At 40.8% G+C, this 21,264-nt stretch carries 14 protein-coding genes and 1 pseudogene; 9 read left to right on the top strand and 6 right to left on the bottom strand.

Going from position 1 to position 21,264, the window contains the following annotated elements; translation table 11 throughout:
* Nucleotides 1-42: 42 nt before the first annotated feature.
* The 4 genes from LC605_RS14130 to crtW all read right to left on the bottom strand — a co-directional run bounded on the left by LC605_RS14130 (nt 43) and on the right by crtW (nt 5,328).
* The gene (locus LC605_RS14130; RefSeq protein WP_229548158.1) at nt 43-1,071 is read right to left on the bottom strand and encodes a tetratricopeptide repeat protein; all 1,029 of its coding nucleotides are present in this window, start codon (nt 1,069-1,071) and stop codon (nt 43-45) included.
* Nucleotides 1,072-1,478: 407 nt separating this feature from the next.
* Nucleotides 1,479-2,810, bottom strand: coding sequence for an ATP-binding protein (locus LC605_RS14135; protein WP_229548185.1), 1,332 nt, complete (start codon nt 2,808-2,810; stop codon nt 1,479-1,481).
* Between the two features lie 272 nt (nt 2,811-3,082).
* On the bottom strand, nt 3,083-4,063 hold the full coding sequence (cofG, locus tag LC605_RS14140; protein ID WP_229548159.1) for a 7,8-didemethyl-8-hydroxy-5-deazariboflavin synthase subunit CofG: 981 nt from the start codon (nt 4,061-4,063) through the stop codon (nt 3,083-3,085).
* A gap of 503 nt (nt 4,064-4,566) precedes the next feature.
* Nucleotides 4,567-5,328, bottom strand: coding sequence for a beta-carotene ketolase CrtW (crtW, locus tag LC605_RS14145; protein WP_229548160.1), 762 nt, complete (start codon nt 5,326-5,328; stop codon nt 4,567-4,569).
* Between the two features lie 460 nt (nt 5,329-5,788).
* On the opposite strand from crtW, the gene dnaN reads away from it, so the two are divergent.
* The 3 genes and pseudogenes from dnaN (at nt 5,789) to LC605_RS14160 (ending at nt 7,905) form a co-directional block, all read left to right on the top strand.
* Nucleotides 5,789-6,952 (top strand): DNA polymerase III subunit beta, encoded by a 1,164-nt coding sequence (dnaN, locus tag LC605_RS14150; RefSeq protein WP_229548161.1) that lies wholly within the window; start codon nt 5,789-5,791, stop codon nt 6,950-6,952.
* A gap of 394 nt (nt 6,953-7,346) precedes the next feature.
* Nucleotides 7,347-7,502, top strand: a pseudogene (locus tag LC605_RS14155) (uroporphyrinogen-III synthase); the annotation flags it as partial.
* Nucleotides 7,503-7,605: 103 nt separating this feature from the next.
* Nucleotides 7,606-7,905 carry a 2Fe-2S iron-sulfur cluster-binding protein gene (locus LC605_RS14160; protein ID WP_229548162.1) on the top strand — a complete coding sequence of 100 codons (300 nt, stop codon included), beginning with the start codon at nt 7,606-7,608 and terminating at the stop codon, nt 7,903-7,905.
* A 353-nt stretch (nt 7,906-8,258) separates the two neighbouring features.
* On the opposite strand, the gene LC605_RS14165 is transcribed toward LC605_RS14160, so the two are convergent.
* Together LC605_RS14165 and LC605_RS14170 are read right to left on the bottom strand one after the other, a co-directional pair.
* A complete protein-coding gene (locus LC605_RS14165) occupies nt 8,259-11,567 on the bottom strand; it encodes a GAF domain-containing protein (protein WP_229548163.1) in 3,309 nt (1,102 codons plus the stop codon).
* 255 nt (nt 11,568-11,822) lie between these two features.
* Nucleotides 11,823-13,010 carry a TRC40/GET3/ArsA family transport-energizing ATPase gene (locus LC605_RS14170; protein WP_229548164.1) on the bottom strand — a complete coding sequence of 396 codons (1,188 nt, stop codon included), beginning with the start codon at nt 13,008-13,010 and terminating at the stop codon, nt 11,823-11,825.
* Between the two features lie 1,063 nt (nt 13,011-14,073).
* Between LC605_RS14170 and LC605_RS14175 the strand changes: the two genes are divergently transcribed.
* From LC605_RS14175 to LC605_RS14200, 6 genes are all read left to right on the top strand, one after another.
* Complete coding sequence (locus LC605_RS14175; protein ID WP_229548165.1) at nt 14,074-15,684, top strand: DEAD/DEAH box helicase family protein; 1,611 nt, start codon at nt 14,074-14,076, stop codon at nt 15,682-15,684.
* A complete protein-coding gene (locus LC605_RS14180; RefSeq protein WP_229548166.1) occupies nt 15,614-16,828 on the top strand; it encodes a DUF790 family protein in 1,215 nt (404 codons plus the stop codon). The genes LC605_RS14175 and LC605_RS14180 overlap by 71 nt, the downstream gene beginning before the upstream one ends.
* 15 nt (nt 16,829-16,843) lie before the next feature.
* Nucleotides 16,844-17,080: a hypothetical protein gene (locus tag LC605_RS14185; protein ID WP_229548167.1), complete on the top strand. Its 237-nt coding sequence runs from the start codon at nt 16,844-16,846 to the stop codon at nt 17,078-17,080.
* Nucleotides 17,067-17,474: a type II toxin-antitoxin system VapC family toxin gene (locus LC605_RS14190; RefSeq protein ID WP_229548168.1), complete on the top strand. Its 408-nt coding sequence runs from the start codon at nt 17,067-17,069 to the stop codon at nt 17,472-17,474. Before LC605_RS14185 ends, LC605_RS14190 begins: the two co-directional genes overlap by 14 nt.
* Before the next feature lie 129 nt (nt 17,475-17,603).
* Nucleotides 17,604-18,854 (top strand): bifunctional sterol desaturase/short chain dehydrogenase, encoded by a 1,251-nt coding sequence (locus LC605_RS14195; protein WP_229548169.1) that lies wholly within the window; start codon nt 17,604-17,606, stop codon nt 18,852-18,854.
* 250 nt (nt 18,855-19,104) lie between these two features.
* A complete protein-coding gene (locus LC605_RS14200; RefSeq protein WP_229548170.1) occupies nt 19,105-21,204 on the top strand; it encodes a hydantoinase/oxoprolinase family protein in 2,100 nt (699 codons plus the stop codon).
* The last annotated feature ends 60 nt before the right edge of the window (nt 21,205-21,264 follow it).

Raw genomic sequence — 21,264 nt, forward strand, 5'->3', positions numbered from 1 at the left:
TTTCAGTGCTTGGTCGTAGGATTCGATCGCTTCTTCAAAGCGTCATAAATTGTCTAGCGCAATGCCCCGATTGTACCAAGGTTCGTTTTTATCTGGTTTCAATTTCAGCGCTTGGTCGTAGGATGTGATCGCTTCTTCATTGCGTTCTAATTTACGTAGCGCATTGCCCCGATTGTTCCAAGCTTGGTGGTAATCTGGTTGAAATTTCAGTGCTTGGTCGTAGGATGCGATCGCTTCTTCATCGCGTCCTAAATTAACTAGCGCAATGCCCCGATTGTTCCAAGCTTTGTCTTTATCTGGTTTGAATTTCAGTGCTTGGTCGTAGGATGCGATCGCTTCTTTGTAGTCTTGACTTGCAAGATGTAAACTTCCCAATTCAAGTAATAATTCTGCTTGGCTACTTGTTACTTGATGGCTTTCTGTAATTAATTCTTGAATTTTTATTATTTTTTGAGTTCTTTCTTCCGGCGTGAGAGTGAGATATTTTTGATAGTCTCCATCCTGGAGTATACGTAATGATTCTTGCTCCACGATTTTGGAATCTATAGGAAATTCAAACAACCCCGAACGCCAGTCAAAGAAATCGGGAGCGCGTTGGATAAAATATTTGATAGCAAATATAGGTAACAAGAACACAAAACAAATATTAAAGTTATCTCTAAAACGTTCTCGTTGCTGATTGAGATTAATTAAAATAGGTGGTACATCCTTCCAACTATAAGAATAAATCTCCTTACTATTCCAGCCTGAAAATTTTTTAGATTCTTCATATTCATATAAGGAATATTCTAAACCTGTAATAAACAAAATATTTATTTTATTGCAATTATCTAATTTTTCAATTATTTGGTATAAATTAGTAACAGCTTTGCTTAATTGTAAAACTTCAATATTTTTATCCTTAATATCTTCTTTAACTTTGGCAATCAGTTGCTCACCTCCAGCCGGAGAACAACGGACAAATAACAAGCCAAAGCCTTCTGTGAAATTAAGAGTGCGAACTAAAGCTTGATATTCTTCATCTGCTGCTACTGGTAAATCCTCATCCCAATTAGTTAGTTGTAATGTCATAATCTGAGCCAGATAATACTAAATATTAGGTCTTACATCTTGCACCAGAGTTTGCCTTGGCGAATGGAATTCGCAGCTATACAGACTTGTGTTGAGCGGAGTCGAAATACAAAACCCACCGACCTGGGTTTCAAATTCTTTGAGTCCGCGTAGGCGGACTTGGTTTGTGTAGCCGCGATTTCTAATCGCCAGGTATATTTGCACTCATTGAGATGCTCCCCAAACGACTGGAATTCGTTAAGAGTTTTTTCATTTTAGGACTTACGCAACTGGCATATTGTTTGGAGTTTGTAGTGAGGACTTTAGTCCTCAAAATCAGGGCCGAAGCCCTTACTACAAACTAAAAGCTTTTATTTTTTGTCACACTTGCGTAAGTCCTACATTTATGATATAGCCTTTCCTAACATCTATGACGGGTACAATTTATCATAACCATCCTGGAATTCTTTAATACCTTTGATCAGGGGATGGATATCATACCACACTTGACTTTCTCCCAGCTTATTCAAAAAACGATATTCCAAAATACAGCGATTAAATAGTAAACCTCGATACAGTTGGTCATTTTCTATCTGTTTAGAAAAATGCACTTTTGCCAATGCTTCCCATTCATTGGCAAAAACAGTATTTCGATAAGTATTTCGCAACTCACTAAGCGCTTTTTGTAAAGCTCTGTTACTAATAGGTAAACTGTCACTGTATTTAATAGCTTCCTTCATTAATAATAATAAATTTCGCACATGACCCCCACTCATCAGGCAGAGATTATCTAATGCCTCCCTGTTCTCAAACATATCGACAATAGATAAACTAGAGTCTATTAAACTCAGACGTTTTTGCAGCAGTTCAGTAACTTTATTAATACCGCGTTGGTAGTTTTGATTTTCAGGAGTTTGCACCATAATCATCGGCAATACTTGAGCATTCCCATAGATATTTGCTACATTTGCTGCTTGGTTAGAATAGAGCAAAGAAATTGGTACTGTGTAAATCAAATGGCAATCTAAGGCTTTGAGTTGTTCATTGCGGTCTAGAAAAATTTGGTCGTGATTGGTGCGTCCATCTTCTTGAGGTATAGGCACAATGCGATCCAGATTGTCAGCAATTAATACTAGTTGAGAATATCCTGAAGGTAAATGCTGTTTTGCATCTTTAATAAACTGATTCAACGCCTCAATCAATTTGATTGTGTGCGGATTAACTTTCTCACGAATTTTCTGGCGTTGGCTGGGTTCGGCTCTCAAATTTGCTGTGATTTTAGCAAACTGAGAAATTTTTGCTTCTACACTTAATTTTTCTAAAGACACCTCAGTCAGCGCCAAATCCTTTAAATCTTGCCAACGCTCTTCTAACCAGTTCAACAAAGCGTTAGGAGAGGCGCTATCTTTTAATGCTTCTAATAAGTGGCGTGTACAAGCTAAGAGAATATCTGTATATTGAGCATCTTCTGCATCAATATCTTCTTCATCGGTGGCAAAATACACAACAAAGCAACCTTGCTCATTTAAGTGTTTCTGAAGACGCAGCAGTTCTGTTGATTTACCTGCACCGCGATGACCTGCATAAAGTTGACAAGTCATTCTGTTAGAGTACAAAATCTCTCTTCCCACTTCTACCAAGATATCTCCATCTCCGCGCACTTCTTTGCAATCGACATAAGCGGGATCTCCTGCCGGTAAGGGTCGAAATGGGTCAAAAGAATTGTATAGCCGCTTTAAAAAGGCAAAATCCGGCTGCATAATCATAATTTATAATTTCCCTCTGTTGCATCATATTAACCCAAACTCACGTAGGTATTTGCGCTGAAAGTGAAGTCTAGGGTTAAGAATATTTGTAGGTTGGGTTGAACGAAGTGAAACCCAACAAAGTCTCGATAATGTTGGGTTTCGTTCCTCAACCCAACCTACACCTACTTCTTCTTCGCGTCCTTTGCGGTTCGTTAAAAAGGGTATTTTTTCACAAATCAGATAGGATTGCTATACCAGATGAGAAAATCTCTACCTCCCTGTTCTTAGAAAAGAGAAACTGGGGTTAGAGTTTTTCGCCAACGCTTCACCGCTTTTTGTAATTCCCCTGACAACCAGGTATCAAACTGGGGATAAACTGGTAAACGGGCTACCAATTCCCACCCCGCAGGTTGTAAAATTTCTCTTAATGCCTGTTCCTGAACATGAGGATAATCGGGATTTACTTCATCTTTTGGCCCAATTCCGCCCAAATCTCTAGCACCAGCTTCAATACAAGCGAGTAACCATCCCTCATTCTTAACTAAATTCGGCGGAATTTGAATAGTAATATCTGGCGGTAAAATCTGACGCGCCCTAAAAATTACTTCTGGTAATTGATGAGGGTCAAAAGGTGGTGCATCAAAGGTTTGCTGATATCCTGGACTATGAGGTTGTAGGATAACTTCTTGAATATGATGGTAACGTTGATGGAAGTCAGATATAGCTTCTAAAGTTTGCCACCAATCATTAACGGTTTCTCCAATTCCCAAAAGTAACCCAGTTGTAAAGGGAATTTGTAACTCTCCCGCCCATTGCAATTGTTGTAAACGAACTTCTGGTAATTTACTCGGTGCGTGGCGATGTACACCACTTAACAATGTTGGCGTTAACTGTTCTAACATCAGCCCCATTGAAACATTTACACGTTTCAACTTTTGCATTTCTTCAAAACTCAATGGCCCCGCATTTGTGTGTGGTAAAAACCCCATTGAAAGCGCTAATTCACACAAATCATAAATCCGCTCAAACCACGCCTGACGCTTTGGCGAATGGGGATGTACTTCACCACTGAGTATGAGAATTTCACAGACTTTTTGGCTTTGAAGTCCTTTTAAAATACTGTCTGCATCTGAAAGACTCATCCAGGGACTTTTACCCGGTTCACTGCGAAAGTTGCAGTAACTACACCGATTAAAGCATTCGTAAGTGGGAACGATTGTATAAGCAGGACTATAGGTGACAATACGAGAATTATTAATTGGCATAAGCAGAATAATCTATTAGTAAAAACACGCTTACCCTGGCGAATGTAATTCGCGGCTATACAACAATACGCTTGGGTTAAGGCTAAAACTCTCAGTAAAAGTCAGTTTTTTTGAACGTAGACGCTTCTCTACGAGACGCTACGCGAACGGCTTGCCGCAGGCTACCGCAAACGCGAGTGCGTCTCCCCCTGGGAGAAGGACGCCAACGCGAGTGCGTCTCGTAAGAGTTGGACGCAAAGAGAAGAAAGAAATGCTTAACTGAACTGTATTGGGCTATACAAACAAAACCCACGGAGGTGGGTTTCAAATTCTTTGAGTCCGCGAAGGCGGACTTGGTTTGTGTAGCCGCGATTTCTAATCGCCAGGTAAGTAGGTCGGCGTAATTAAAGCTAACTGGCTAAGGCTGTCATTTGTCCTTTGTCATTGGTCACTAGTAAAGATTTTAAGCTTATTTACGTTTCGTAACATACTTTGATTTTTTCGCGCCAACTTACTTATATTTGCTATTTTGCTTTGTAAATTTCTGGTAACTGCCACCAAGAAATATGGGGATACTGGTGATGTTCTTCGTGGTAGCCAAAATGATAGCACGTGATAAATGACCACCAAATTGGACGGCTAATGGTTTGGGCACAATGAGGTTGAATATAGCCTCCCATTGGTTCGCTATGTGGGAGGAAAGTACCAAAGTAAAATAATTGCAATGAACTTAAAAGCGAGGGAATTACCCAAAATGTTATTAGATTAGTATGAGGTATATTCAGGATGTGATTAGCAAATTGATAAATAAGAGTCAGAGCGATAATTTGTCCCCAACTCCAATAACCCTTCATAAAATGGAAATACCAAGCGAAGAAGTTTTTGTGTCTACCATTATGAAAATCTGGGTCTATTGGAGTTGCTGGATTTTGGTGGTGTAACCAATGCTTTTTTAATAATTTTTTATATGGTAAAAGACCATAAAGAGATAGGGTTAATCTCCCAATAATATGATTAATCTTAGTGTTCTGAGGAAACACGACCCCATGCATGGCATCATGAGATGTAATAAATAATCCTGTATATAAAAATGTTTGCCATAGTATAACAGGCCATAGCATCCAAAATTTTAACTTGGAAATGTCAAGAGCAAGTAATAAACTCAAGCTAATGACCCATGTGCTAACAATGACAATAGCAATGAAAAGTCCCTTAAACTGAGATTTCCTTTTCACTACTGGGGTCAGTTTTGTTTCATGACTGGGTGGTTGTTCTAACTGAATCACGCTTTTACTCCGCCTAGTATTCAGGTGAAAATTCCTAAAATATACTCAACAGAAAAAATACTAACCACCAGCCAGAAAACTTTTTTAGTGGTCAGTATTTCACATTGGATAGTGCCAATACTTGAAAGTGTTTAGAAATATTAAGATACTTTAACTATTATTACACATACCAGCCGATAGCAACAAATTTTTTCGGTTGAGAGGTGGGATAAGTTACGTTATAACACGGATTATTATAGTAATTATAGTAACTGGTGTATTCCCAACATGGCGCTTCTCAAATGCACATACAGCAACTACCATCAAAAGAGTCAAAGAACATGACATAATCTTGACAATTCAGGTCATCTGGAAAACCTCACTTCTATTTCTCTCTTCCTTTAAGGAGAGAGACTTTGAATTTCCCCCTTAGAGCATTGGGAAGGGTGTTAGTATATCTTTCACCAGCTGAATCTCACTTATGAAATTAGTTTGCTCCCAAAGCGATCTCAGTACAAACCTCTCACTCGTGAGTCGTGCTGTACCTTCACGACCAACTCATCCGGTACTTGCCAATGTGCTTCTACAAGCGGATGCTGAAACTAACCAAGTAAGCTTAACAGCCTTTGATCTCAGCTTGGGAATCCGCACCAGCTTTAATGCTGAGGTATGGCAAGGAGGTGCGATCGCACTTCCTGCTAAGTTACTTGTAGATATTACCTCTCGTCTTCCAGAAGGCGAAATCACTCTAGATGATGAATCAGCCCTCACAGGTGCAACATCTAGTGGAGAAGGTTTAATTGCTACACTCACACCCAAGAGTGGACATTACCAAGTACGAGCAATGGGGCCTGAAGAATTTCCCGAACTACCTGTAATTGAAAATACAGAAGTAATCAATCTCACCACCACGGCATTAATTGAGGGCTTACGCGGTTCATTATTTGCTACCAGTGCTGATGAAACCAAGCAAGTACTCACTGGAGTCCATTTAACAGTAAAACAAGATACCCTAGAGTTTGCAGCTACTGACGGACATCGCCTAGCAGTAGTAGAAACTAGCAACGAGCGTCCTTTAGGTGGAACTACTCAACTAGAAGTGACAGTACCAGCGAGAGCATTACGCGAACTCCAACGAATGCTAGCTCATAGCGCCTCATCAGATGAACCTGTAGCTTTATATTTTGATCAAGGTCAAGTTGTATTTGCATGGCAAAATCAACGCTTGACTAGTCGCACTTTAGAAGGGCAATATCCAGCTTATCGACAATTAATCCCGCGTCAATTTGAGCGACAAGTAACGATCGAACGGCGACAATTTGTCAGCACTTTGGAGCGGATTGCTGTGCTGGCCGATCAGAAAAATAATATTGTCAAGCTCAGTATTGACAGTGATACTCAAGAAATAACTTTATCTTGTGAAGCTCAAGATGTGGGCAGTGGTAGAGAGTCAATGCCAGCACAGATTTCTGGGGATAATATAGAAATTGCCTTTAACATTAAATATTTAATGGAAGGCTTGAAAGAGTTACCATCTTCCGAAATTCAAATGCATTTGAATCAAAGCCTAACTCCAGTGATTTTTACACCATTGGGTGGTTTGAAAATGACCTATTTAGCTATGCCTGTGCAACTTAGAAGTTAAAATAATTCGTAATTCGTAATCTGTCATAGGGGTTTAGCAGAGAGCATCCTAATGCAAGCTTAAATCTTTTCCCTCACCCCCAGCCCCTCTCCCAAAGATGGGAGAGGGGAGATATAATTCCAGGACTTACGCAAAATAATGAACAAACGAACCAACCGCAATCGCGTTAGCGTCTCCCCTTGGGAGAAGGACGCAAAGGACACAAAGGAATAAGAGTTTCAGAGAGTTATTGCGTAAGTCCTAAATTCAATACGCTTGGGTTAAGCCGTAAAAATAAATTTGCGTAGGTTGGGTTTCGTTCCTCAACCCAACCTACAACGAGCATTTGTTGGGTAACACTAAAGTTCAACCCAACCTACAATTATCCACAAAGCCAAGCGTATTGTATCTAGAAGAACATTGTGTTGTTGCCTGTTTTGTCCCTTATACAACTGCTAATGCGCGAAAGTTGGGTGTGAATGTTTCTATCGTGCCTAGGGATTATACTTCATTTGAGGGATTTGCTGAAGCGATCGCAGAATTCTTTACTCTTACTTCCACTTCAGACTAAGCGCTTCAGGATGTAGAGTAGTCAACGACATTTAACTCTAGACTAGTAGCACATAAACCCGTAGTATCGAAAATGGACTTAATATTGAGTTAGGAATTTTTACATGGCAACTTACAAAGTTACATTACGTACCCCAGATGGAGAAAAAGTAATTGAAGTTCCTGATGATGAGTACATCCTAGAGATTGCTAACGAGGAATATGATCTGGACTTGCCCTATTCGTGTAACGCTGGTTCTTGCTCTAGCTGCACCGGTAAGCTGATTTCAGGTGAAATCGACCAAGATGATCAGAACTTCTTAGACAACGATCAAATTGACGCAGGATGGGTTCTCACCTGTGTGGCCAAACCCCTTTCGGATTGCGTTATCGAAACCCATCAAGAGGAAGCGCTTAACGGTTAATCATCCAGGATTGATTTTTTGCACAGCAAAAAATCAATCCGTTTATCAGAAATTTGGGTTTAAAACCCCGTCCTTTGCGTCCTTCTCCCAGGGGGAGACGCAATACGCTTGGGTTAAGGATTTTCTGGAGAACCATAGGTCTCTAGAGACGTTGCATTGCAACGTCTCTACACTGTCCACTGGACAATGGTTTTAGTCTTATCCCAAGCGTATTGGGGGGAGGGGCACTCGCGTTTGCGGTTCGTTTTTTGATGATTTTGCGTAAGTCCTGAGTCCGTTAAAACGTACTTTAGCTACAACAGAGGAACTTCAGTTCCGGGTGGTTTATGTCTAGAATGAAATAGCCCTGGGAGTTAATGATGCGATTTTGTAATTTGGGTGACCGGAATTTCAATCCAAAATTCTGTACCTAACCCCGGCCGAGAATCACATTTAAACACACCACCGTGTTTATCAACGATAATCTGGTAACTAATTGATAACCCTAAACCAGTTCCTTTTCCTACTGGCTTAGTAGTGAAAAACGGATCGCAGATTCTTGCTTTCAGAGGCTCCGGTATTCCTGGGCCATTGTCTGCAATGCAAATTACTACGCTCTTGATATTGCCTTCAAGCTCTCCAACAGCAGTACGGATAATAATTTGACAGTTATGAGATGTTGATTGAGATTCTCTATAATCTTCTAAAGCATCGATCGCATTGCTTAAAACATTCATGAATACCTGATTTAATGGCCCGGCATAGCACTCTACTAAGGGAAGATCGCTGTATTCTTTGACTAATTCAATAGCCGGACTTTCTAGCTTTGGTTTCAAGCGGTGCTGCAAAATTAACAAGGTGCTATCAATGCCATCATGAATATTAACTGGTTTTTTTTCTGCCTCGTCAAGGCGAGAGAAATTCCGTAAACCCAAGACAATCTGACGGATCCGATCAACCCCAACTTTCATGGAAGATAAAGTTTTGGGTAAATCCTCGATGAGAAATTCTAAGTCTATTTCTTCAGAGCGATCGCTAATTTGAGGGTTAGGGTTAGGAGTAGTTTGTAAATAGAGGTCTAGTATACTAAGTAAATCTTGGGCGTAATCATTAACATGATTAATGTTGCCATAAATGAAGTTCACCGGGTTATTAATTTCGTGAGCAATACCAGCTACCAGTTGACCTAGTGATGACATTTTCTCAGTTTGGATCAGTTGGGTTTGAGTTTGCTTTAAATCATCCAAAGTTTGAGCCAGCTTTATTGTCTGCTCTTTGGTTTGATTATGCAATTGGGCTTGTTGGAGTGCAACCCCAAGCTGATTGGCAATTTGAGTAATAAACTTAATTTCCGAGGCTTCCCAATGGCGAGGTGCAGAATTCTGGTAAGCTGCTAACAAGCCCCATAGCTGTTGTCCGATAAATATAGGTGCGATCGCATAGGCTCTTGCTTGAATTTGCTCTAGAATTGCAACGTGGCACTCAGAGTGTCCAGCTTTATAGATGTCATCAACTGCAAAGCTTTCATTGTGACGATATCGCCCACCTTGGGTTTCCTGCAAATAGCTATCTTCCCAAACTGTCTTGAGATCAGAACCGACAAATTTTACCCAATCATTACCCACAAACTCGGCGATATATTCACCACTCCAATCTGGATGAAAGCGATAGACAGCCACACGATCCGCTTGGAGTGATTTGCAAATTTCTTGGGTGCTAGTCTGAAAAATTGCATCTAAATCAAGAGATTCCCTAACTTTCGCAACAACTTCAAACAATACCCGTTGTTGTTCTGCTGCTTGTCGCAAATCAACAGCCTGATACTTAGTTTGTTCAAGTAAATCAGCTTGTTCCACTGCTACAGAAAGCTGTGCAGCAACTTGGGTAGCGAACTGGATTTCTGAGGATTGCCATTCACGCGGTTGGTCGCACTGGTGAATGCACAATAAACCCCACAGTTCATTACTTTTAGCCAGTGGCAAAACTAAATTGGCTTTAACTTGGAGTTGCTTTAGCATTTCGACATAACAAACATTCAGTCCAGAGTTGTGGATATCAGCGATCGCTTGGATGTGTCCTTGACGATAGAGGGCATCATACTTCTTCTTAAAGCAGTTATCTTGAATTTTTAATCTTAAAGCAGAAGTAAACTCTGGCAAAAGATCCTCTGAAACAATTTCACCTTCGTCGAGTTCGGAATTTGGGTAAAAGCGGTATACTACCACTCTGTCAGCATTCAAAGAACGACGAACTTCACACACCGTTGCGGCAAAAACTGTCTTTAGATCAAGAGATTCCCGAATTTTAGCAACAACTTCAAACAATACCCGTTGTTGTTCAGTTGTCCGTTGTAACTCAATTGTCCGTCTTTTAACTTGTTTTTCTAAATTTTGATTGAAGACTTGTAATTGTTGGTATAGTTCATCCTGCTGAACTGCTGAAGCAAAGTGTTTACCGATATCTCTAGCCAGTTCAATCTCTTCAACCGTCCATTTTTGAGCTTGTGCTTTTTTAGATTCGCGCCAAACCTCAAAGGATTGTCGGGGGTACAATTGCCTTTGATCGGTGTCATGCTGCCCCGCCCATAGAGTTTCTGTATCTATTTCGTCGCGGAAAATACTTAAATAGCCCAGCAACTGCTGACGATACTGGAGTGGGATCATCAATATGCTACGAATTTTAGTTGGTTGAAAAGCAACTTGCAAAGTTCGCAATTCCGGAGTGTTATATATATCTAAAATCGCCCAAACATCGTAGTTACCAGACTTGTAGTGTTCTTGCCAAACACTATACTGCTCTATCAGTGGATATATAGTTTGCTCTGGCATCACAGGTTGTTGTCCACAGATGTAAAGCTTGATACAAGTATTTACTGGTATTAAGCATTCTGTGAAGTTGGTGATGTTGCCATTGTGCAAATCAAAAGCTTCATTTCTAATACACAGCCTACCACCAACACCGTTAAAGGCAGCAACAGCCGCTTCTAGGGCTGGTTGTAATACAATCGTCGGTAGTGAATGTAGTAGGGTAGAAATGCGGTTAACGATCGCTTCTTGTTCGGCTGTTTTGCGAACTTGAGTGAGGAGGGTGCTTTGAGCGATCGCCACTGACAGTTGCTCGACTACCATCTGTACTGCTTCTAGTTCATATTCTGAAATCAAACGCGTTTCCGAATTATGAGACACCAGCAGCCCCCAGAGTTCATTTTGATATAAAATAGGCGCGATCACAGAGGATTTTACCCCCATTGCCGTCAAATATTCAATATGACACGGGTCTAGAGGGCGATAACGGATCTCCTCTGATATAGTTTCTCCATTTTCCAAGTCACGCAGGTAACTTTGACCAATCTCTTTAGTATCAACATTCACAACAGAACGCACCCGTGATTTGATAAATAGTTCACGGGCGGTGAGTGGAATATCGTCAGCAGGGAAATTCAGCCCTAGTAGCGATGGCAACCGATTTTCGTAAATTGACTCAGCAATCACCTGGCCATTACCATCGGCATGAAATTTGTAAATCATCACTCGGTCAGTTTTTAGGAGCGATCGCACCTCTGCCGTTGTCACTGTGATAATTTCTTCTAACTCTAAGCTTCGTCGAATCCGGTTTGTAATCCGGCGTAATAAACTTTCTTCATGACGACACAAGGGGAAATCTTCTTCAGGGTTGGAGATCATTGCTGATAACAAAATTAATTAATAATTAGCAAATTGACATAATGAAATCTAAAGATATTTTTAAATTTATTTAATGAATTTGTCTTCAGTAAAACTACGGTCAAATTATTAATAACAATATTTAGTTATCTTTTACAAAAATTTACCAAACGTCCTAAAAACAGACGCAATTTTAATAGCGTCTGTGTCATTTAGAAGATAAACATCTTGCTTTTTAGTTTTAACTTTTTGTTGACGGAGGAAGATTCAACAAAATTAAACTCTTGTGTTGTCAGCAAAACGGATTTTTAGGTAGTCATCTTCCATTTTTGCTCCGGCTGGTTGTAGTGCTGCTAAGGCTTGTGGCAAAACTAAGTTACGACGATGGTTGCCAATAGTAATGTTTAATTCGTCTCCGGTTTTACTTAGTTGAACTTGGTCTTTAGGAATACCAGGTAAGTAAAGCTCTAAGCTATATTGGTTTTCCTCTTGTACAACTCTCAGAGTTGTTTCTTTGTAATAAACCTGAGTTGGATCTTCATCTTTATAAAGAGTTTCCTTCAGGCGTTCTAATGAAGCTAATCCGCACATTTCCTCAGAAAATAGGGGAACTTCTTTTACAGGGAGAGGGTGAAAATCATCATGAATTTCCTGGCGATATTGCTCCTGACTTTCCTTCCAACGTTGGAAAAATGGGTCTTGGACAACGCTAGGAATAATCCGATTAGCCACAACTAAATCTGTTGCAACATTATACAAGCTCAGGTAAGCATGGGCACGGAGAGACTCTTTAATCACCATTTTTTCGGGATTAGTAACAAGACGCACTGAGGTTTGAGTATTATCTGTTAATACTTTTTCCAGAGCTTCGATTTGCTCATAAAACTCATAAGGTGCATCCATCACTTCTTTATCAGGTAGCGAAAAACCAGCAATTGGTCTAAAAAAAGGTTCAACTAAGGGTCGAAGTGCCACGGAGATGTTTTGAAATGGTTTGTAAAAACGGCGCATATACCAGCCACCGACTTCGGGCAAACTCAGCAAGCGCAGTGCTGTGCCGGTGGGGGCCGAGTCGATAATTAACACATCAAACTCACCTTCGTCGTAATGACGTTTCATCCTTACCAAGCCAAAAATCTCATCCATACCTGGTAAAATTGCCAATTCTTCTGCCTGTACTCCGTCTAAACCCCTTGCCTGTAAAACTTGGGTAATATAACGTTTTACAGCACCCCAGTTTCCTTCCAGTTCTTGCAGCGCATCCAGTTCAGCACCCCACAGATTTGGGCGAATTTTTTGGGGTGCGTGTCCTAGTTCCATGTCAAAACTATCTGCTAGGGAGTGAGCGGGATCTGTACTTAAAACCAATGTCTGATAGCCTAGTTCCGCACAACGGAGTCCAGTTGCAGCAGCAACGGAAGTTTTGCCCACGCCGCCTTTACCGGTCATCAAAATTACACGCATAGATGCTTCTGTCCTGCTTGAGGATTTTTTACATTTATTTACATTATCGACTGTTTAAGGAAAATAAATGTTGTTTCAACAGGTCTACTAGTCTGGCAAAGTAACGCCTGCTAGGGATCCAAAAATTTGACACCTACTTGATTTTTGAAAAAAACTCAGTACACCTTTATTTTTTTCCCTGTTAAGAGTTCTCTGTTCCCTCTTCCCTTTCTCTATAGGACTACTATTTGATTTCTGAACAGATACGTAGGGTGCGTTAGCGTTTCGCGTAACGCACCGAATCCTTAAGAATGGTGCGTTACGCTGTCGCTAACGCACCCTACAAATACTTAATGTTGTTCAAAAATCAAACCGGATTCCTATATGAGTGATTCAGTAATCAAATCGGATTCTTATGGTTCAATACCCTTGGGTTAAGGCTGAAACTCTGTTACAAAGTCAATTTTTTAACGAACCGCCTTCTCTTCTTAGGCTGACGCACTCGCGTTGGCGTCTCGTAGAGAAGACGCCAACGCGAGTGCGTCTCGTAAGAGTTGGACACAGAGAGAAGAAAGAAATGCTTAACTCAACTGTGTTGTCTTATAGTTCAATACGGTTCACAAAAGGGCTGAAACTCTTTTTTTTACGAACCACAGAGGCGCTGAGAACACAGAGAGAAAAGAGAAGAGAGAAGAGAGAAGGAGGAAATGCTTAACCCAAGTGTATTGTCTTATAGTTGGGTTTTCTCCGAGTTACTTGGATGAATTATGTACTTTTTGCGTTATTAGTAATCAAGGGAGTGGGGAGTACTAAGTACAATATTTCATAAATTCGTAGGGAATTCTCTGCGAACCTTTGCGCTTCCCTTTGCGCCCCTTTGCGTTTAAATTTCAGCCCTCAATTCACCACGATTTTATGCAAAGCTGTACTAAGTAGGGAGGAGGGAAAAGGGGACAGGGAGAATAACCATGCCCAATGCCCAATTCCCAATACAACTCTTGTAGAGAAGGGCAGTACAAGCGCCCAATTCCCAATTCCCAATACTTCGACTTCGCTCAGTACAAGTGCCCAATTCCCAATAATCATGGCTCGTACCCCTACATTAAATTTTGATCGTGGCACATTAATTTTGCATCCACCACCACGCGGTAAGGGTTGGATGGACTATGCCACATGGGATGATAGAGTTGAAAAATTCCGCATTCCAGCAATTAGATACCGATCGCTAGTGGAAGCACTACAAGCAGAAGATGTTTATTTTATCGATGAGGCGAAGAAATTTTATCCTGTAGATTTGGTTCCCAGTCTGGAAATGGAACCCTATCCCCACCAAAATGAGGCACTAGCAGCTTGGAAGCTGGCGGGTAGGCAGGGAGTCGTTGTGCTTCCCACGGCGGCGGGAAAGACTTATTTGGCGCAAATGGCGATGCAGTCAACGCCGCGCACGACGCTAATTGTTGTGCCAACTTTGGATTTAATGCATCAGTGGTATGCACATTTGGTAGCGGCTTTCCCCGATGCTGAGGTGGGATTGCTGGGGGGTGGTTCGCGGGATAGAACAGCAATTCTAGTTGCAACTTACGACAGTGCAGCAATTCACGCTGAGACGTTGGGAAATCAATATGCGTTGATTGTTTTTGATGAATGTCATCATTTACCGACAGATTTTAATCGGGTGATTGCTGAATATGCGATCGCACCTTATCGTCTGGGACTCTCTGCTACACCAGAACGCACTGATGGTAAACACGCTGACTTAAATATCCTCATTGGTCAAGAAGTATATCGCAAACGGGCTGAAGATTTGGCGGGGAAGGCGTTAGCAGAGCATGAAATTGTCCAAATTAAGGTAAAGTTATCCCAACTGGAACGGGAAAGATACAATCAACTGATTCAAACCCGCAATGACTTTTTGAAGCAATCGAAGATTTCTTTGGGGAGTCTTCAAGGTTGGCAAATGTTTGTGCAAATGAGTGCGCGATCGCAATTTGGACGTAGGGCTATGTTAGCGCACCGGGAAGCGAAAGATATTGCTTTGGGTACTGATGGAAAGTTGCGTATTCTAGTTAATTTATTGGCAGAACATTATCCGGCAAGAATTTTGATTTTTACTGCGGATAATGCGACGGTTTACCGCATTTCTCAAGAGTTGCTAATTCCGGCAATTACTCATCAAACTCCTGTGAAGGAACGCCATGAGATATTAACCAGGTTTCGCGAGGGTAAATATAATACTTTGGTTGCTTCTCATGTCTTGAATGAAGGTGTTGATGTGCCGGCGGCTTCTGTGGCTATTATTTTATCGGGAACGGGTTCGGCTAGGGAGTATACTCAGCGATTGGGGAGGGTTTTACGGAAGGGGAATATCGAAAATAAACAGGCGATTTTATATGAGGTGGTGGCGGAGGATACGAGTGAGGAGGGGACTTCGGCTAGGCGAAGAGGTGAGAGGAAGATCGGAGAAGCAGGGGGAGAAAAAGAGAGGAAAGGGAGGTTGCAGGTTGTATATGGCAGTGGCAAAGAAAGGAGTGTGAAGGCTGCGGAACAGTTAGAGATTAATTATTCAACGGGAAGTTCAAAACTTGTACTGAGCGAAATCGAAGTATCTAAAATTCAAAATTCAGATGTTACCGACAGATTTACTGATGCATCGCCAAAACGGGGAGGAGATTATTCCGAAGAGACTGAAGATTGATCAGAAAACTTCGGAGTTGGCGATTGAGTTAATTAATTATTTTGAATCAGCTGTGGGAAAGACTCAAGGTGTACTTGAGCGACAGTTGACTTATTTTGAAGGAGATTCGACAGATTATCGTGTGAAGCGGGGATTAGCTTATATTCTCAAAAGCAGTTTTTGCACTTTTGAGGTGGTTAGTCCTTTGGAACCACAAATGTTAAGAGAACGGGTGTTTTCGCTGGCTGCAAAGTCGGTTTCTAGTCGGGAATCTACACAAGTTACTTTAAGTAAAGTTGCTGATGAGTTAACTCAAGAACTGGAACGGGAAGTTTTACCCCAACAGGTTCGTAATGGACTATATGCTGATTTATCTGAAAATAAAATTTTGACTGTTTTTGATGCACCAATAGCACCAGATTTGTTGAATCGATATAATTTATCTCAGGTGCAGGGTGTATTTTATAAAGCCAGTCAACTGGTGTTAAATGCTCATCGGAATGTTCCGGGTGAATATAAGCTGTTATTTCGCTATCTGAAGTTGTTTCAATTGATGGCTTATATTGAGGGTGATGCTGACCACGGGTTTACAATTACCATTGATGGGCCGACGAGTTTGTTTAATCCTAGTACACGATATGGATTGGCGATCGCGAAACTTATTCCCGCTTTACTTCACGTTACTAGATGGAGTCTTTCTTCGATTCTCCAAACCCGCGATGCTTATACAAATACTTGGAAAACTGGACGTTTCACCCTCAATTCCGAATGTGGTTTGGTATCCCATTATCCACCAGGTAAGCCCTACGATAGTATGCTAGAAGCATCCTTTGCTGATAAGTGGGATGCATTGAAAAGTGGTTGGGCGTTAGAGCGAGAAGTCGATTTGATCCCAATCCCCGGTAGCGTGATGATTCCCGATTTCCGCTTGGTGCATCCTGATGGACGCACTTTCTTATTAGAAATTGTTGGCTATTGGCGACCGGAATATTTACAAAAGAAGTTTTCTCAGGTGCGGCGTGCTGGACGTGATGATTTGATTTTGGCAATTTCCGAGCGACTTAATTTGGAAAAGGCGGGAGTAAAATTAAATGATGTCCCCGCCAGAATTGTTTGGTTTAAAGATAAGTTATTGCCGAAAGCTGTATTAGCTGTAATGGATTGAATAAGGAAAAATGAGATGAAAACTATAGAAACAATTGCCACTATTACAAAAGATGGTAAGATTACAGCGCAATCGCCATTGGATATTCCAGAAGGTGAGCATCAGGTGGTAATAGTAATTGATGAGAAGCCTTTGACAGAAAAAGCAAAGAGCAAAGAAAAACGTCCTCCTCTCAAATTTTCCGCTTATCCTGTAGGATTAGTCTCGGAAAGTTTAACTTTCCGCAGAGAAGACCTTTATGCAAATGACTAATAACCCTGTATTCATAGATACAAACATTTTAGTTTATGCAAATTTAGCCTTGTCTCCATTTCATGTACAAGCTACAGAACGACTGCAAGCACTTGCAGAACAAGGTATTGATTTATGGATTAGTCGCCAAACTTTGAGAGAATATTTGGCAGCGATGACAAGACGAGGCGACTTAACTGGGAACATTCCTATTACATCTTTAGTAGCAGATGTACGGTATTTTGCTAGTTACTTTCGCTTGGTTGAAGATAACTTGCTGGTGACAGAAAGATTACTAACACTCATGGTGGAAATTCCTAGTGGTGGTAAGCAAGTTCATGATGCAAATATTGTCGCCACGATGCTAGTTTATGGCATTCCTCAGTTACTAACTCATAACATAGGTGGACTGTAGGGGCAATTCATGAATTTACCCTAAGGAGAAAATTAGGGTTTCAGCTATTGACAATCATACCAAACTGGGGCGATCGCATGATCTTTCAGCTTACGTATACTATGTAAAAAATCACTATTATAGACAAACATGATCAAAATACTAGCTGAAAACTTGATGGGAATTGAGGCAAGATTACAAATTAATTTGGTTTGGCTAAATGCCAGCTTACAGTTTGCTAGTTGGGCACTCTTGTCGCTTTTACTTGCCGAGGTCTTGAGAGACACATATCATGCTTTGTGTCACCAAGTCAATTGGCTTGCTAAATGGCACAACAAACACCACATGGCCTATCGCCGCGATTTATCAATAGTTTCTCTGAAAATTTATCAAGAATCCCAACTATATCACGACATTTTAGAGTCGAGTCTACTGCTGGTGGTATTGGTAGTCATTGCCTTAATTGTCCAGCAGATGGGGTTCTGGCTGGGAGTAGGTTATGCTTGCACCTTCTTATATGGCGCGTCTGTCCGGTATTTTCAGGGAAAAATTGATACAGACTACAACCACCTACCCGGCCCTTTAGAGACAATACCATCCATTTGGTGGGTGAATCGATCTTACCATTGGCGGCATCATTTTGATGATGTCAACGCCTACTACAGTGGAGTCTTTCCCCTAGTGGATAAAATTTTTGGTACAGGACTGTCTCTCAAGGGTAAAACCATCGCTTTAACCGGAGCTTCAGGAGCCTTGGGACAAGCGTTGGCAACTGAACTTGTAAAGAATAATGCTAAAGTCGTGGCATTAACCACTAATCCAGAAAAATTAGTAGAGCAAGTTGGGGTGAAGGTGCTTCCCTGGCAGTTAGGTAATGAAGCCAATCTGAGAGATACTTTAGAGAAAGTAGATATTTTAATTATCAATCACGGAGTCAATGTCTACACCAGCCGCACACCAGAGGCGATCAACTCCTCTTATGAAGTTAATACTTTTTCAGCATTGCGGTTGATGAATATATTTTCGACAACTGTCACAGGGCCACAAGCAAAAGCAACCAAGGAAATCTGGGTAAACACTTCCGAGGCTGAGGTTTCTCCAGCACTGAGTCCGCTTTATGAACTTAGCAAGCGATCGCTAGGAGATATTGTTACCCTTAAGCGTTTGGATGGGGATTGTGTAATTCGCAAGTTAATTCTTGGCCCGTTTAAAAGTCAACTTAATCCTTATGGAGTGATGTCTGCACAGCAAGTTGCTCGTGCTATCTTATTTTTGGCACAGCGAGACTTCCGAAATATTATTGTGACAATAAATCCTCTCACCTACCTGTTGTTTCCCTTAAAGGAAACTAGTACGTCGCTATACTATCGAGTCTTCAGTCGGACAGCCAAAAGTGAATAATTTCCAGATGATAACCCAATACACTTGGGTTAAGCATTTCCTCCTTCTCTTCTCTCTGTGTTCTCTGCGCCTCTGTGGTTCGTAAAAAAAAGAGTTTCAGCCCTTTTGTAAACTGTATTGGATGATAAACCAGTTCCTATAGGGTTCCTATTTTATTTTTTAAAATGTCGTTAAAATCTTCCACACATGAAGTAAAAACACTCGTAACCCTATTGTGACCCTACTTCCATACCCTTGAGGAAATTGAAAAATGTTCAAAGTATTTGCTGATCGGGGTGGTACATTCACAGATATTATTGTTGTGACGAATAATCAGGCAATTATAGACAGGCTTTCAAGGCATACAGAACGTTTTTTGATTGTGGCTCTTCCTAAGCAAGAATGGGTTATTGTCTACAAATTACTTTCAGAAAATCCGGAACAATATCAAGACGCAGTTATCCAAGGTATTAGGGATATTATGAGTCTTTCAAGCAATGAACCCATTCCCTATACAGCAATAGAAGTAGTCAAAATGGGCACAACAGTAGCAACGAATGCCCTGTTAGAAAGACGTGGCGAACGCGTTGTCCTCTTGATCACCAAAGGCTTCAAAGATGCGTTGCGAATTGGTTATCAAAACCGCCCTAATATATTTGCTCGTCAAATCATTTTACCCACGATGCTTTCTGAAAAAGTAATTGAGGTTTCGGAACGTTACGATGCTAAAGGAAATGAATTAACTCCTGTAAATGTAGAACAAGTTAAAAAAGACCTCCAAGCAGTTTACAACACAGGAATTCATAGTTGTGCTATTGTTTTTATGCACAGCGATCGCCATCCTAAACACGAACAACAAGTAGCCCAAGTAGCCCAACAAATCGGATTTACGCAGATATCTGTATCTCATCAAGTTAGTCCTTTAATGAAATTGGTTAGCCGAGGAGATACAACAGTAATAGATGCTTATTTAACTCCGATTTTGCGTCGCTATGTCAACCAAGTAGCGAGTCAGTTACCCAATGTCAGATTAATGTTCATGAAATCTGATGGTGGTTTAACTGATGCTGCACAATTTCAGGGAAAAGATAGCATTTTAAGTGGGCCGGCTGGCGGGATTGTCGGCGCGGTACAAACTAGCAAAAGAGCAGGTTTTGATTTAATAATTACTTTTGACATGGGTGGAACAAGTACAGATGTGGCCCATTTTAAAGGAGAGTATGAACGTCAATTAGATTCCGAAATTGCTGGGGCGCGGATGCGAGTTCCCGTATTATCGATTAATACTATTGCAGCTGGTGGTGGTTCAATTCTGATGTTCGATGGTTCTAGCTACCGTGTCGGCCCAAAATCGGCTGGTTCAAATCCTGGCCCTGCTTGTTATCGGCGTGGTGGACCTTTAACTGTGACAGATGCTAATGTGATGTTAGGTAAAATTCACCCCCAATATTTTCCATCTGTCTTTGGGAGTAATGGCAATTTACTTTTAGATAAAAATATTGTCTTAGAGAAATTTAACCAATTAGCCCAACAGATTGCAACTGTTACAGGGAATTATCGTACCCCCGAACAAGTTGCAGCAGGATTTATTGCGATCGCTGTAGAAAATATGGCTAATGCCATTAAAAAAATTAGTTTGCAACGAGGTTATGATATCAGTAAATATGTCCTTTGTTGTTTTGGCGGTGCAGGCGGACAGGTTGCTTGTTTCATTGCCGCTACACTAGCGGTGAAAAAGATATTTCTGCATCCTTATGCTGGAGTTCTCTCAGCTTATGGCATGGGATTAGCTGATATCCAGGCTACCAGAATCAAAGGAGTAGAACAGCCTTTAAATCAAGCATTAATTCCACAATTAATGCAGTTAATGGAGTCTTTAGAAACCCAAGCTAGAAGCGAGTTCAGCCAAGATGAAAGTAGCGGTGAAGAAAAAATAATTCCAAAAATTAATTTAAAATATGACGGAACTAATTCTACTTTTAGTGTTGATTTTGATTCCGATGTGACAGTGATGCAAACAGCATTTACAGATGAACATAAATCTCGTTATGGTTTCATTCAGTCAGAAAAATCCTTAATCGTGGAATCTATTTCAGTGGAAGTAATTCAGAAAATGGATACTCCTAAAGAACCTTTAATTGCTCGTACCCGTCCTGTGAAAGAATCCCTTCAACCTGTTGAAATTGTCAAGATGTTTACTGCTGATAAATGGCATGATACGCCAGTGTATCGCCGGGAAGATTTACAACCAGAAGATTGGATCAACGGTGCTGCTATCATTGTCGAAAAAATTAGCACAATTGTAGTTGAACCTAACTGGCAAGCCATATTAAATGAGCGTAATTATTTGGTTTTAGAACGTTCATGTTAAATAACGAAAATATTCTTATTAGTGATTTGTCAGATGAATCTCTGACTTTTTAGAAACTTG

Source organism: Nostoc sp. CHAB 5836 (assembly GCF_020829445.1).
Taxonomy (GTDB): Bacteria; Cyanobacteriota; Cyanobacteriia; order Cyanobacteriales; family Nostocaceae; genus Nostoc.